General features: G+C 34.2%; 12 protein-coding genes. 2 read left to right on the top strand and 10 right to left on the bottom strand.

Translation table 11 applies throughout. From position 1 onward, the window contains the following. The first annotated feature begins 50 nt into the window (after nucleotides 1–50). Both RT037_RS06220 and RT037_RS06215 read left to right on the top strand, forming a co-directional pair. Nucleotides 51–656 carry a ribonuclease HII gene (locus RT037_RS06220; protein WP_313028988.1) on the top strand — a complete coding sequence of 202 codons (606 nt, stop codon included), beginning with the start codon at nucleotides 51–53 and terminating at the stop codon, nucleotides 654–656. 50 nt (nucleotides 657–706) lie between these two features. Beyond that, a complete protein-coding gene (locus RT037_RS06215) occupies nucleotides 707–3,865 on the top strand; it encodes a UvrD-helicase domain-containing protein (RefSeq protein WP_313028986.1) in 3,159 nt (1,052 codons plus the stop codon). Nucleotides 3,866–3,923: 58 nt separating this feature from the next. Here the strand turns inward: RT037_RS06215 and RT037_RS06210 are convergent, their stop codons facing one another. From RT037_RS06210 to RT037_RS06165, 10 genes are all read right to left on the bottom strand, one after another. Next, a complete protein-coding gene (locus RT037_RS06210; RefSeq protein WP_079666047.1) occupies nucleotides 3,924–4,436 on the bottom strand; it encodes a ferritin in 513 nt (170 codons plus the stop codon). A gap of 101 nt (nucleotides 4,437–4,537) precedes the next feature. Further along, the gene (locus tag RT037_RS06205; RefSeq protein ID WP_313028980.1) at nucleotides 4,538–4,912 is read right to left on the bottom strand and encodes a hypothetical protein; all 375 of its coding nucleotides are present in this window, start codon (nucleotides 4,910–4,912) and stop codon (nucleotides 4,538–4,540) included. 184 nt (nucleotides 4,913–5,096) lie between these two features. Next, complete coding sequence (locus RT037_RS06200) at nucleotides 5,097–6,095, bottom strand: hypothetical protein (protein ID WP_313028976.1); 999 nt, start codon at nucleotides 6,093–6,095, stop codon at nucleotides 5,097–5,099. A gap of 146 nt (nucleotides 6,096–6,241) precedes the next feature. Beyond that, nucleotides 6,242–8,899, bottom strand: coding sequence for a 4-alpha-glucanotransferase (locus RT037_RS06195; RefSeq protein WP_313028972.1), 2,658 nt, complete (start codon nucleotides 8,897–8,899; stop codon nucleotides 6,242–6,244). Nucleotides 8,900–8,991: 92 nt separating this feature from the next. Beyond that, nucleotides 8,992–9,765 (bottom strand): carboxypeptidase-like regulatory domain-containing protein, encoded by a 774-nt coding sequence (locus tag RT037_RS06190; protein ID WP_313028968.1) that lies wholly within the window; start codon nucleotides 9,763–9,765, stop codon nucleotides 8,992–8,994. A 94-nt stretch (nucleotides 9,766–9,859) separates the two neighbouring features. Further along, entirely contained in the window at nucleotides 9,860–11,305 is a 1,446-nt protein-coding gene (gene pyk / locus RT037_RS06185; protein ID WP_312323360.1) for a pyruvate kinase, read from the bottom strand. Continuing rightward, a complete protein-coding gene (locus tag RT037_RS06180) occupies nucleotides 11,298–11,768 on the bottom strand; it encodes an IPExxxVDY family protein (protein WP_313028966.1) in 471 nt (156 codons plus the stop codon). Before RT037_RS06180 ends, pyk begins: the two co-directional genes overlap by 8 nt. Continuing rightward, nucleotides 11,743–12,510 carry a ribonuclease III gene (gene rnc, locus RT037_RS06175; RefSeq protein ID WP_312323358.1) on the bottom strand — a complete coding sequence of 256 codons (768 nt, stop codon included), beginning with the start codon at nucleotides 12,508–12,510 and terminating at the stop codon, nucleotides 11,743–11,745. The genes RT037_RS06180 and rnc overlap by 26 nt, the downstream gene beginning before the upstream one ends. A gap of 6 nt (nucleotides 12,511–12,516) precedes the next feature. Next, nucleotides 12,517–13,764 carry a beta-ketoacyl-ACP synthase II gene (gene fabF / locus RT037_RS06170; RefSeq protein WP_312323357.1) on the bottom strand — a complete coding sequence of 416 codons (1,248 nt, stop codon included), beginning with the start codon at nucleotides 13,762–13,764 and terminating at the stop codon, nucleotides 12,517–12,519. A gap of 39 nt (nucleotides 13,765–13,803) precedes the next feature. Next, a complete protein-coding gene (locus RT037_RS06165; protein WP_002976354.1) occupies nucleotides 13,804–14,043 on the bottom strand; it encodes an acyl carrier protein in 240 nt (79 codons plus the stop codon). Between the last annotated feature and the right edge of the window lie 112 nt (nucleotides 14,044–14,155).

Below are 14,155 nucleotides of genomic sequence, written 5' to 3'. Positions count from 1 at the left end.
TTTCTTAATTTTTCTTTAACGTTTCATTCTTTTATTGATAACTTTGTTAAATGATTACTGAAGTAAAACTTTCTAAAAGTTTCTCAAACAGCCTAATAGAAGTCGGTTGTGATGAAGTTGGAAGAGGATGTCTTTCGGGACCAGTGGTTGCAGCCGCTGTCATAATTGACCAAAATTTTAACCAAAATTTTATTAATGACTCCAAAAAATTAACGTTTAAACAGCGAAATGAACTAGATTCATACATCAAAAATAACGCGCTAGACTACGCAATCGCCGAACTTTCTCCAGAATTCATAGATAAACACAACATTTTACAAGCAAGTATACATGCAATGCACCTTGCTTTAGATCAATTAAAAATAAGACCAGAATTGATCTTGGTTGACGGCAATAAATTCCATGCTTATAACTACATTCCGCATCATTGTATTGTTAAAGGAGATTCCAAATTTCTATCTATTGCAGCAGCCTCTATCATCGCAAAAAATTATCGTGATAATCTCATGATCGAACTGGCAAAAGATTTTCCAGAATATGGATGGGACAAAAATTTTGGTTACTGTACTAAAGTCCACCAAAGAGCTCTTATGGAACATGGACCAACCATACACCACAGAAAATCTTTTAAACTTACATATAATATAGAAGACTAAATTTTGATGATGTGGAAGTTTAGATTAAATTGTGCCTAAATTTCCTTGGAATGCAAAATTCTTACCTTGTCATCAACGCGTCGGCTGGTTCAGGAAAAACCTACAGCCTTGTAAAAAACCTTTTGAAAATCTGTCTTCGATATCCTAATCAGGCAGAAAGCATCCGTCATATTTTAGCGCTAACCTTCACCAATAAAGCAGCTAACGAAATGAAAGAGCGAATCATCAATTGGCTTTTTTCATTTACAAAAGAGAATTATAAGGAGAATCTTGAATTACAAAATATAAAATCGGAGTTCGATGACGAGGGCATTCATATTACTATAGAAGACCTGCATCATCGTGCAAAGCAAATCCTAGATTATGTACTACACCATTATTCTACGCTGAATATTGGGACCATTGACAAATTTAATGCAAGGTTGGTAAGAAGTTTTACGTACGAGTTGGGGCTTGCGCAAAATTTCAATTTAGAAATAAATGCAGAGCCATTTCTTATCGAAGCGGTTGATCAACTTTTGGACGAAATTGGCGATAACAATCATATTTCTGAGGCTTTCATGGATTTTGTTAATTATGGTCTAGATAACGAAACTCGTATCAACATTAATAAAAACCTATACGATTCTGCTAAAAAATTTATCAGCGACACTCATTACGAAGCGCTTTCGGAAAACAAAAACTTCGAATGGGAAGCTTATGAACGTAAAAAAGAAAATCTTAGAAACGAGATAAAAGCCGATAAAATCCAATCTATTTCTTTAGCACAAGAAATTATACAGACACTTACAGAACAAGATCTTAATATCGAAGATTTTGCTGGAGGAAATGTAAATGGTATCGCAAAATTTTTCCATGAAGTTATTAAGTTTTACAATGATGAACGTTCTGACTTTCCAATTCCAGCAAGTGAAAGCGGCGCTTTACAAAAATTTGCAAGTGGAAGTTCAGCGAAAGGAAAAAAGAAGGAAGCCGACATACAATCTATTTTACCAAAACTAACCGACCTTCGCATTGACCTCATTGCGAAGTACATCAATATTGAAAGAAATACTAAAATCCTCGATTCGCTTTTACCTTTAAAAGTAAATTCTGACATTCAAAAAAAACTAAAAGATATTGAAATAGAAAATGATTTGGTTCTTCTTTCGAAATTCAATGTGATTATCGGGGAAAATCTAAAATCGGAACCTTCGTCTTTTATTTATGAAAAAGTCGGCACACAATTCCAGCATTTCTTTTTTGATGAATTCCAAGATACTTCGAAAATGCAGTGGGAAAACTTCAAACCACTTCGCGACAATGCTATTGCGAGCGACAACACGAGTTTTAGTTTGGTTGGCGATCCCAAACAAAGTATTTACCGTTTTCGAGGTGGCGAAAGTCAATTAATGCTTGATATTATTAGTCATAAAGAAGCGGTCGAAAAAGAAGCGGAAGTCGTAAATCTAGAACATAATTGGCGTAGTGCTAAAAACATCGTAGATTTTAACAATCAATTGTATTACAGCATTTCGAGAGGTTTAGAACCGATACACGAATACATTTTTGGTGAAGCAGCAACGCAAATTGCAAAATCAAATATCAATGGACGAGTTCGTGTCAATTTGCTTGAAAATGATCTTAAGGAAATTTTCTACGAAGAAGCAGTTCTTAAAATGCGTGATGACATCCAACAATGCTTGGATAATGGGTTTGAACTTTCAGACATTTGTATACTTTGTCGTGGAAACACAGATATTTTCAATTTTTCGAATCTTCTTGGTCAACAACTTATCAACTATAAAGGACAAGAGCAATACATTAAAAGCATCTCCGAAAGCGGTTTAACAATTGGTTTATCTTACACCATCAAAGCGCTTGTTGAGTTTTTAAATTGGAAAGTAAATCCCGACAACTACCAATTTTTCATTAAGATGCTTTATCACCTTAATCATTTAGGAAGAATTGAAGTAAAAGACTTTACCACAGAAGTATTAAACATACTCGAAACTAAAAATTTCGTTGAAATAAATTCTAAATTAAAATCAAATTACAATCTAGATTTAAGTTCAGAACATATTTTAAATCTAAACCTTTACAACTATATCGAATACTTTCTAAAAAATTTTTCAGTGGAAAATAAAGAAGTCGATTTCCTATTGAACTTTTTAGAAATGTTGTTTAATTATACGCAAAATGCAGGCGCAACCATCAAAGATTTCCTTAAATATTGGAATGAAGAAGGCATCAACCAAAGCATCCAAGCAAGCGAAAACATCGACGCTATCAAAATGATGACGATTCACAAGTCAAAAGGTTTAGAATTTCCGATCGTGTTTTTACCAATGCGTAACGAAAATAAAGATTCCAAGTTTTCGAATTGGTTTGATTTAAACAATAATGACGAACTCAAAAAAGTGAATATTACAGGTTTTAATAAAAAGCTTTTGGAATATGATCAAGAGATGTCAAACTTTAATATTGACAACGAATACAAAAATAAAATCGACAGATTCTGTCTTCAATATGTTGCGACAACACGCGCTGTTGAGCAATTATATCTTTATCTTGAAAAACCAAACAAGTCCGCAAATCACTTAGAGATCATCGATTATATTAATGCAAAAAGACCTTCAACTGACAACGAGGAAAGCGATTCTTTCGACTTGTATCACATCGAAGAAGCTGATTTAAAAAAGCAAAAAATCAAACCGAAAAATATCGTTGAAAAACTATCTATAACCGCATTAAAAGGAGAAAATTCAGAAAATAACAATATCCAAATTGCAACACCTAGTAAAAATTATCAGGAACGCGTTGCAAAAGTAAGAATCGGAATTTTTGTCCATGAAATTCTCTCCAAAATAAAATCAAATCTTGATTTAGAAAAAGTTTTAGAAAAGTATGAATTAGAAGGTGTTTTCACATCAGAAGAGCGCATTAATATCGAGCAACGTATTTCTGAAATTATTAGCTCTGAGGCTTATCGTCACTTCTTTGTTCCAGATTTAAAAATCATTAGCGAACGCGACATTATGATTTCTGAGAATGGTGAAACAAAAGTTCTCCGTCCTGACCGACTTATCGAAACAGAACAGGGTTTTATCATTATCGATTTCAAAACTGGTGATAAAAAAGATAAGCACGAGCAACAAATTGAAGTCTACAAAAATGCTCTAGAAAAACTCGGAAGCAAGGTTTCGGAAACACATCTTATTTACATTTAAAAACAAAAAAAGCTTAGAAATTCTAAGCTTTTAATTTTTACATTAACTGAATGAACAATTAAGCCGCTCCGTTATCTGGAGTGAAAACACGTTGCGCTAATTCTTGATCAAAAAGATACATTGCTGACGGATTGTCTTTAACACGTTTGATTTTTGTTACTAAAAGAGATGCGCTAGCTTCTTCTTCAACTTGCTCATTAACGAACCATTGTAAAAATGTTGTTGTTGCAAAATCGCTTTCTTCAGTTGCTGCTTTTACAATATTGAAAATACTTTTTGTAACTAATTTTTCGTGCTCTAGCGCTTTTTCAAAGATTTCTTCCGCACTATTAAAATCATGTGGAGGTGCATCAACAGCTCCCAAAACAACTTTTCCACCGATATTGTTGATATAATCAAACATCTTGTCAGAGTGCATCAACTCCTCCTTCGATTGTACTCTAAAGTAATTACCGATACCTTCCAAATCTTGAGCATAACACCATGCCGACATCGACAAATAAAGTTGTGCAGCATATTGCTCTTTCGTGATTTGCTCGTTGATTAGATTAATAATTTTTTCCGTAACCATATTTTTTTCTTTAAAGTCAAATATACTAAATTCTTAACTTTATTTTACACAAAAATAGGAGTAAAGTTTCCCTTACTCCTACTTCTAAATTTGCATTACAATTATTTCTTCATCTCCATTTTTTCTTTTCTCATCCCTTTATGCTCGGCCATCTTTTGCTTTTTCATTTCTTGCCATTTAGTATATTGGTCAGGTGTAAGAATCTGCTTCATGTCTTCGTTATTCTTTTCCATTTTCAATTTCATCTCTTGACGTTGCTCTTTCATTTGGTCCATTTTCGCTGCTCTTTTTTTCTCGTGCAGTTCCTTAATTTTTACCACTTGAGCATCTGTCAAATTAAGATCGGTTTTCATTTTAGCAAGACGTTCTTGTTGTTTTGCTTCAAAGTTTTCTTTTTTTGCAGTTGGTGTTGTTTGTTGTGCAAAAGCAAAAGAACCTAGTACTACGAATGCTGCACTTAAAATCAATTTTTTCATTTTATTAAAATTTTACGTTAATTACCATTTTGTTTAATTACATCTATTGGATGAAGCACATCATTTAAAGTTAAATCAAAAAATATTAAAATTTGTTAAATTTTAAACATTCATAATTAAAATAAAATGGAGAAAGCTTAAAAAACTTCCTCCATTTCCAAAATAACACAAACACTAAAAAAACTTACCTACCTCTAGAAGCTCCGTTATTAGAACTTCTCATTCCACCCGCATTATCTCTTTGAGATTCTCTCGTCCCAGAGCTTCTAGTCGCTCCACTGGATGATGAACTTCTCATATTATTACTTCTTAGTTCCATACTAGAAGAACGAACCGGCGCCGAACTTCTAACTGGATTATTTCTAACACCTCCTGTTTGATAATTGTCAAAAGATGAAGTTTGATTTCTTACATTATTTCTAACACCAGAATTATTAGTTTCGATCATCGACTGATTTCTAGTTCCTGATGAAGTTCTGGTTCCACCATTGTTGTCAGGTACCGCAGCCTGATTTCTAATACTTGATGAATTCCTAATTCCGTTATTGTTAGTATTATCTGCCAACATATTTTGATTTCTAGTACCAGAATTAGATCTAATACTATTAGCATTAGTATCAATCATCGCAACGTTACGTGTTGACTTCCAACTATCATTAAGGTTAGAACGATCTACTCGATATCTTATCACATCTACATTTCTATATTTAGGACGAATATGATAATTAACTACATAATAAGAAGTTCTATAGTTTTGGAAGTACACGATTGGACTTACACCACGGTAATAATTTTGCTGATAAACAACAAAAACTTGTGGCCCCAAAATTCTTTCTAACTCGTAGAATCTATCATAATACCAACGATCAGGATTCATTCCGTAATAAGAGTTCCAAGCCATAAATGACGGAAATCTATTATTAAGATTAATTATAGCTTGCACTTGCATTGGCGACAATCTATAAGTTCTAAAGAATCTATTCCAGTTAATATTTACAATACTATTTCTGTAGTCGTTGTAATAATTTTGATAATAATCTTCAGGATAATAATCCGTAGGATAATTGTAATAATAATCGTCTGGATAATTATATTGGTTATCATAATATTCGTACCCATAATAGTCAGGATACGTATCTTGATAATATTGTGAAAAAGCAAAGCTACTTATAACAAGTGACATTGCAAGAATCATTTTTTTCATAACAAATTGGTTTTTAGCAAAACAAAAACTCTTGTTTAATTCTATGATACTTAATAAGAAAAAAAGTTAAAAGCATTTCGCACTTTTAACTTTTTTTATAATTTTTAATATTGAAAATCAAAGACTTATTTTCTACCCGAATCTTTAACCCAATCCGATATTTTTTGATTAAATGCTGTTTCGGTTTTTAAATCTTCTAATTTAAGGTGCATTCTGTAACGCCAATAGTGTGGAAAAATAGCTGGAACGTTGATTCGTTCGTCGTCCATATTTTCGTTCATTAATCGGTGATCTGTCGCCAAAAATTCTTGAATAGGGAAAATGGCCAACATTGCATCTGTGTACAAATGTTGTTTCATAATCATTTCTGAAAAATCTGGTAACAAATCCCACGGCGCCGTGCCGTATTGTTTCAATTGTTGATTAAAATATTGTTGCGTCATTTCTCGATCTTCGTGCCACCATTGTCGCAAAGTCGAACTATCGTGCGACGAAGCCGTAACCACATTCATATAACTTGCATTTTTCGGATCATAAAAAGGAATATTTTCCGAAGGCATCCTCTGGACTTTAAGCGCCGTTATCGCCAATTGATCCATAACTACTGGCACAGAATCTGGTACCAAACCCAGATCTTCGCCACAAATTAACATCTTGGTAGAAGTCAATAAAGCTGGAAGTTTTTCCATGGCTTTTTCGTACCACAAATCGTCCTGTCGAACAAAGAAATAATCGTTATAAATCTCTGCTAATTTTACGCGTTCCCATTCTGGAAGGTTAGCAAAAGACAAGGTTTTTTCCATGTTAAACCTTGGATGATAAACGTTATCGCCATCTTGAGTAGTTTCAATTATAAACAAAACATTAGCAGCTAAAGACAACAATTTTTCTTCCTTCCAATCCCAAGATTGTTTTTTGAAACTATCACTAAGTTTTCGTTGCGTATCAAATTCTGGTTTAAATTTATAAAGTCCGTTAGAATTTAATTCAAAAAAATGAGCTTTAACAACGTCCGCTTCTTCTCCAAAAGTATGATGAATAATAGAATCGTTAATAAATGGCTTACAAAAACGATCTTCATTAAAATCGATATGATTAGCGTGTAATTCTTCTCTCGTAACTGGAATTGCAGGATAAAAATAACCCAAAACACCTTGCGTCGCGTCAATCGGCATTCTCCAAATTCTGAAAAAACCAAGAATATGATCAATCCTCATCGCATCAAAATAACGTTCTAAAACCGCAAAACGCTTTTTCCACCAATTGTAACCATCAGCTTTCATCACTTCCCAATTGTAAGTCGGGAATTCCCAGTTTTGTCCTAAATCTGAAAACTGATCTGGCGGTGCGCCCGCTTGGAAATCCATCCCGAATAGTTCTGGTTCTGCCCAAGCTTCAACACTATAGCGATAAATACCAATCGGCAAATCTCCTTTAAGAGAAATTCCCAAATTATGAGCATAATCTATCGCTTCTGTCAACTGCAAATGCAATTGATATTGCACCCATGCATGCATCATCACTGCCGAATAATCTTTATGTTTTGCATCAAACATCGTTGCGATTTTACCAGCAACATAACGTTTATGCGTTTTCCAATTGTTGAAATTCGGTGTTTTGTACTTATCTCTCAAAACACAAAAAGCAGCGTATGGCAACAGCCAATCTTTATTCTCTTTTAAAAATGATTTAAAAGATTTATCCTTAAATATAATTGACGCATTCTCATTGAAAACTTTTTTTATGACGTTCCATTTTTCGGACATCATCACTTCGTAATCAACAAATTTTTCTTGGTTTAGTTTTGATTTTAAATTATTAAACGCTTCCAAATCTGCTTTTGCAATCGGAAAATCCAAAGCATCAACTCGCAAATATTGCGGATGTAAAGCATATACCGAAATTGCTGCGTATGGATAACTATCTGTCCAAGTGTAATTTGCAGTTGTATCGTTAATCGGTAAAATCTGGATAATTGACAAATCTGTATCTCTCGACCAATCTGCCAAAAGTTTTAAATCCAAAAACTCTCCCACACCAAAGCCATCATCCGATCTCAAAGAAAAAACAGGAACAGCAACGCCCGCCGCATGCCATAATCTCGCATCATCAAACACGAAATAATGATCAGCATTAACTTGCAAAATTTCGTTATTGTTGTTAGCAGAAGTTATTCTGTTTTCTCCAGATTCTATAAAGATTACTTTCTTAGTTTCATCATCGTAAATACCGTATTTGTAAGTAAAATCATGATTTACATTCAACTCAACTGCAACTTCCCAAATTCCAAAATCGACTTCCTGTAAAGCGACAGCTTTATCGTACTGCCAAGCGCCAAGTTCTGGAATTTCTCCAAAAATTAAAATCTTCCAATTCGGTTTGTAAAGCGGCGCTTCGATACGGAAAAGATGCGTGTGTTTTTTACGAACATTAAGCTTTTCTGGAACGAAACCTTGTTTTGTATTTCTAAAAATTTTGTTGTTAAGATAGTTTTCGGGGAAGTTTTTACTATTCCAAGTATCAATAACTTGATATTCTTTAAAACTATATCCAAGAAATAAACGATGCGGAATAATCTCTTCTTGTAAAAGCTGATTATCCTTATCTAGGACTTGATATTTGTAGCAAATCTCTTTCGAAAAATAATCGACTTCTCCTTGCCAAATAAAAGTATTTTCGCAATATAAATCGTAGGATTTCCAAGTTTGGTTATCCATTAAAACTTGTAAAACGAGACGCTCACCAAGTTTGGTTACGTAATTAATTTTAAAATAAAGTTTCATCAAAAATGTTATTTGATTAAAGTAAAATGAAGACTTTTATCGATTGCAATTTAATGAAATTAAGCATTTTATAAAAGATGAAAATGCTGAGATTAATATTTTTTAATAAGTTTCAGAAATTCGGGGATATGTTTTTCCATTGTAACGATAAGACCGCCTTCATTTCGAGCTTTTACATAACGTCGCACATCTGGATCCACCATGATAAAATTTAAAAAAGAATTAATCTGATCATCAGGAATTTCAGCACTTTTAAAATAAGAATGGTCTATTCTCGTACGAATCCACTTCATGTCGTCCTGAGAATCCTCATAACGATAAAGCGACTTCATTTGACGTGACTTTCCAGATACAATTTTATACAAACCATCAACATTTAATGTGCCGAAAAGTATTGGCAACAATACATTTTTTGTCATTTCTGGCGCTTTTTCTCGAGGTTTTTCCGGTGCTTTTGGTGTACCAACTTCTCTACGCAATCGCTCGGCGCTTTCATCTGTTTTTAACCTAGAAGCATCATCAATATTACCAGTCACTTTGATGTTTGACACAGTCACTTCTTCTATTTCTTCAGCAGATTTTACCAAGGTTACAACGAAATTACCATTAAGACTAGCTGTTATAGTTTGACGATCGTAATTATCTTTAAGAACACGAATCGTCTCTCCAACTTTAGCACCAATGTAGAATTCTCCAATGTTGTTGGAATACGCCTTAGCACCAGTTGCAACATTCACCAACATGGCATTAGGAATCCGAAGTCCATTTTCGGTCTGAACAACACCAGAAACTTGATTTTGTCCAAATATTAAATTCGAAAAAATGACTAGAAAAAATAAATGTAGTCTCAAATAGTTTTTTTTCAAAAGTAAAGTTTTGAGCGTTACCAAAAATAACTTTAACGCTGATTAACGCGCTTTAGGATATTTTAAGAAAAAAGCCCCAAAATTGGGGCTTTCATTATATTGTTGTTAGTCTTAACGTATTGGTTTTACCACCATAATGCACCGGCATCGCATTGAGATTGATGACAAAATCACCTTGCTCTACAAAACCATAATTATGCGCCAACATATTAACCTGAATTACCGTTTCGTCTGTAGACTTTTGCATATCATAGTAGAAAGCACGAACGCCCCAAAGTAAATTCAACATCGTGATAACGCGTCTATTTGAGCTAAAAACGATGATATGAGCATCTGGTCTGTGTGCTGAAATTTGGAATGCTGTATAACCTGATGATGTCAACGTAATAATCGCTTCTGCACCAGCATTTCTAACGATATCAACCGCCGAACGACAAACCATATCTGTTACGAAACGATCATCAACACAATTAATTTTTTCTTCCAAAGGAACATTTTGTTTTGCATAAAGATGCGTCGTTTCAGTTGTTTTAACAATCTTCGTCATGTTTTTAATAACATCAACTGGATATTTACCAACCGAAGTTTCTCCTGATAGCATTACCGCATCCGCGCCGTCCATAACAGAGTTAGCAACGTCGTTAACTTCTGCTCTTGTAGGCGTAAGACTTGTAATCATCGTTTCCATCATTTGCGTCGCAATAATAACAGGTTTTGAATACAATCTTGCTTTATGCACCAAATTCTTTTGAATAACAGGGACTTGCTCCATTGGTACTTCTACACCAAGATCTCCACGAGCAACCATCAATCCATCACATTCAATAAGGATTTCGTCAATGTTTTTAACACCTTCTGGTTTTTCAATCTTAGCGATAATTGGTGTTTTAATATTGTTGGTCGGATGGTTTTCTATTAAAATTTTTAAATCTTTAATATCTTGTGCGTGACGAACAAAAGACAATGCAATCCAGTCAAATTCTAAATCCAACATAAAGTTAGCATCCTGAATATCTTTCTCTGTTAATGCAGGAAGAGAAACATTTGTGTTAGGAAGATTTACCCCTTTTTTAGAACTCAGAGGCCCACCTTGGATGGTTTTTGCTTTAACGGTATCTTTTTCATTAGTTTCGATAACTTCTAAAACCAACTTACCATCGTCAATAAGGATTCTTTCTCCTACTTTTACATCCTGCGGAAATTTCTCATATGTCATATAGACTTTTGTAGAATCGCCTTCAACTTTTTCATTAGTAAAAGTCAAAACATCTCCAGGATTAAGGAAAGAACCTTCTTTAACAACACCAACACGAAGTTTTGGACCTTGCAAATCTCCAAGAATAGCTACCGAGTAACCATATTCTTGATTGATTTCGCGGATAATGTCGACATTACGTTTTACAAGATCGTAATCGGCATGTGAGAAATTTATTCTGAAAACATCAACACCCGCTTTTACCATTTGGATCATCGTTTCTTTGTCAGAAGACGCTGGGCCAAGGGTTGCGATGATTTTTGTCTTTTTTAAATTTTTATTCATAATATTGAATTATTTGATAGAGCTCTGTATCTGCAGACAACTCGAACTCTTGTATTGGAAAGAACAACTTTTCCGGCAGCAAAATTACTGAAAAATCCGCAAATGAATCCGACGATTTAACAATATAATCAACGTCATGATGATCATTTAATAAAAATTTTACATCTTCTTCATCTTGGAAAAGCTGACTTTGTTCCTTTTTAATTATTGTTGAGATGGACTTGTTAGAAATTAACTTCCAACAGTTTTTGTTAGATTTGTCATAAGCTTCATAACACTCAAAAAAATAATCATTATACACACCTTCGAAAACGATATCTTCGCTCCTTTTTAGGTTGAAAGTATTAAAATTATTTAAGTGAAAAAAAACTTCGAAATGCGGCAAATTACTAGCAATACGCATCAATCCAACATCGATGCATTCTTCTTCTTCAAAATCAAGAAATAGTTTTTTGCTTTTCAATAATTTGTTCTTTTTTATTTAACATGTAGAACGCACGCTGCGCTGCTTTTTCTTCGGCCTTCTTCTTTGATGTCTCCGATGCATTAGCAATTTTTTCGTCCTCTAGCCAAACATTACAACGGAATGCAATCTGCTTGCCAACTAGATGTTCTTCACAAGTTTCGTACTTAATAGAAAGTTTTTTCTTTTGGCTCCACTCTAGCAGAAGACCTTTGTAACTGATAATTTTGTTTTCGAGCTTGTTGATTTCTTCTGGTGGAAGTAGTTTTTCAAGAACAATTTTTTTACAAGCTTCGTACTCGACATCCAAAAATAATGCGCCAACAAAAGCTTCCAAAAGATTTCCTGCAATATTCTCACTCAATGTGACACTATTATCAGCAAAAATTAGTTTTGGTAAACCAAGTTCGTCACCCAGTTTATTAAGGTTTTTGCGGTTAACGATTTTGGATTTCATTTGCGTTAGAAAACCTTCATTAGCCTCTGGATACCTTTGAAATAAGTAACAAGAAATAATCGAACCCAATACAGAATCGCCCAAAAACTCCAATCTTTCGTAGTTTTTTTTCTCAGAATTTTTTCCAGAAACTTTTAATGAAAAAGCCTCTCGAAAGACTTCAAGATTGTTAACCTGGTAGCCGACAAGGTCAGATACCTCTTTTTGAAATTTAGAATCTCTTTGAGAAAGTCCGTTGGTTTTTCTTTTTATTAGGAATTTAGAAAGTAAATTCTTCAACTCCATAATAATTTAGATTTTTTTGAAAAGTACACAAGCGTTATGTCCACCGAATCCGAATGTATTGCTCATAGCAACATTCACTTCTTTATGAACTGCTTCGTTAAAAGTAAAGTCTAATCTCGCGTCGATCTTTTCATCATCTGTAAAGTGATTAATCGTCGGAGGAATAATCCCATGGATAATAGTACCAATAGTCGCAATAGCTTCGATAACACCAGCTGCACCTAAAAGGTGACCTGTCATCGACTTAGTAGAATTAAGATTAATATCATAAGCATGCTCGCCTAGTAATTTTGCAATTGCACTAGATTCTGCAATATCTCCTAACGGCGTAGATGTACCATGCATATTGATATGGTCCACATCGTCAGCAGTAAGTCCTGCATCTTCCAAACAATTTTTCATTACAAGATAAGCGCCCAATCCTTCAGGATGTGGAGCTGTCATGTGGTGTGCATCTGCACTAAGTCCACCTCCAGCTAATTCTGCGTAAATAGTTGCGCCTCTTTTAACAGCGTGTTCGTATTCTTCAAGAATGATACAACCTGCACCTTCACCTAATACAAAACCATCTCTGTCTTTGTCAAAAGGTCTAGAAGCCGTTTTAGGATCATCATTTCTCGTAGAAAGCGCCATCAAAGCGTTAAATCCCCCCATACCACTTGCTGTAACTGCAGCTTCTGAGCCACCACACACGATAACATCAGCTTTACCCAATTGGATAAGCATTCTTGCATCGATAAGTGCATTAGCAGAAGAAGCACAAGCTGAAACAGTAGTATAGTTAGGACCGTGGAATCCAAACTCAATTGAGATATTACCAGGTGTAATATCAGCAATCATCTTAGGAATAAAGAAAGGATTGAATCTAGGAATGTTTTGAGAATTAGCCCAGCCAACAACTTCTGTTTCAAAAGTTTCTAGTCCGCCAATACCCGAACCCCAGATAACACCTACTCTATTTTTGTCAACAGAATCTTCGATAATACGGCTATGTGCAATCGCTTCGCGCGCTGCAACTTGACCGAATTGTGAGTTTCTGTCCATTTTCTTCGCTTCTTTTTTGTCAAAATGATCCAAAGGATTAAAGTTTTTGACTTCGCAAGCGAATTTTGTTTTAAAATTAGTGGAATCAAAAAGAGTAATAGGAGCGGCTCCGCTCTCACCTTTTACAAGACTGTCCCAATATTCTTTCGCATTATTTCCTATCGGTGTAATGGCACCAAAACCTGTAACAACTACTCTTTTTAATTCCATATAATTTTTTATAATTTCTAATTAATTCGTTAGAAAATATTATTTGTTAACTACTTCCTCGATGTAAGCAATAGCGTGACCTACAGTAGTAATTTTTTCTGCTTGATCGTCTGGAATCTGAATGTTAAATTCTTTTTCGAATTCCATAATCAATTCTACAGTATCCAAAGAATCTGCTCCTAAATCGTTAGTGAAGCTAGCCTCTGGAGTCACTTCTGTTTCTTCAACGTCAAGCTTATCAGCGATGATAGCTTTTACTCTTGATGCAATGTCTGACATAGTATTTAATTTTAATTAATGTTAATTTGGTGCAAATATATAAAATTTCAATTCAAAATAATTAAATTTTATGATTCCCTTTCTATAAAAACACAACGAAAAGATTATCAGT

Origin of the sequence: Soonwooa sp., from assembly GCF_032062245.1 — a bacterium.
Lineage (GTDB): Bacteria > Bacteroidota > Bacteroidia > Flavobacteriales > Weeksellaceae > Soonwooa.
This window is presented reverse-complemented; position numbering and strand designations above follow the sequence as displayed.

Coding starts and splice junctions, on each gene's coding strand:
- RT037_RS06200 (WP_313028976.1), bottom strand. CDS start 6,095: ATGTCACTTGTTATAAGTAGCTTTGCTTTTTCACAATATTATCAAGAT.
- rnc (WP_312323358.1), bottom strand. CDS start 12,510: ATGGAGTTGAAGAATTTACTTTCTAAATTCCTAATAAAAAGAAAAACC.
- RT037_RS06165 (WP_002976354.1), bottom strand. CDS start 14,043: ATGTCAGACATTGCATCAAGAGTAAAAGCTATCATCGCTGATAAGCTT.
- RT037_RS06220 (WP_313028988.1), top strand. CDS start 51: ATGATTACTGAAGTAAAACTTTCTAAAAGTTTCTCAAACAGCCTAATA.
- pyk (WP_312323360.1), bottom strand. CDS start 11,305: ATGAATAAAAATTTAAAAAAGACAAAAATCATCGCAACCCTTGGCCCA.
- fabF (WP_312323357.1), bottom strand. CDS start 13,764: ATGGAATTAAAAAGAGTAGTTGTTACAGGTTTTGGTGCCATTACACCG.
- RT037_RS06210 (WP_079666047.1), bottom strand. CDS start 4,436: ATGGTTACGGAAAAAATTATTAATCTAATCAACGAGCAAATCACGAAA.
- RT037_RS06205 (WP_313028980.1), bottom strand. CDS start 4,912: ATGAAAAAATTGATTTTAAGTGCAGCATTCGTAGTACTAGGTTCTTTT.
- RT037_RS06195 (WP_313028972.1), bottom strand. CDS start 8,899: ATGAAACTTTATTTTAAAATTAATTACGTAACCAAACTTGGTGAGCGT.
- RT037_RS06215 (WP_313028986.1), top strand. CDS start 707: ATGCAAAATTCTTACCTTGTCATCAACGCGTCGGCTGGTTCAGGAAAA.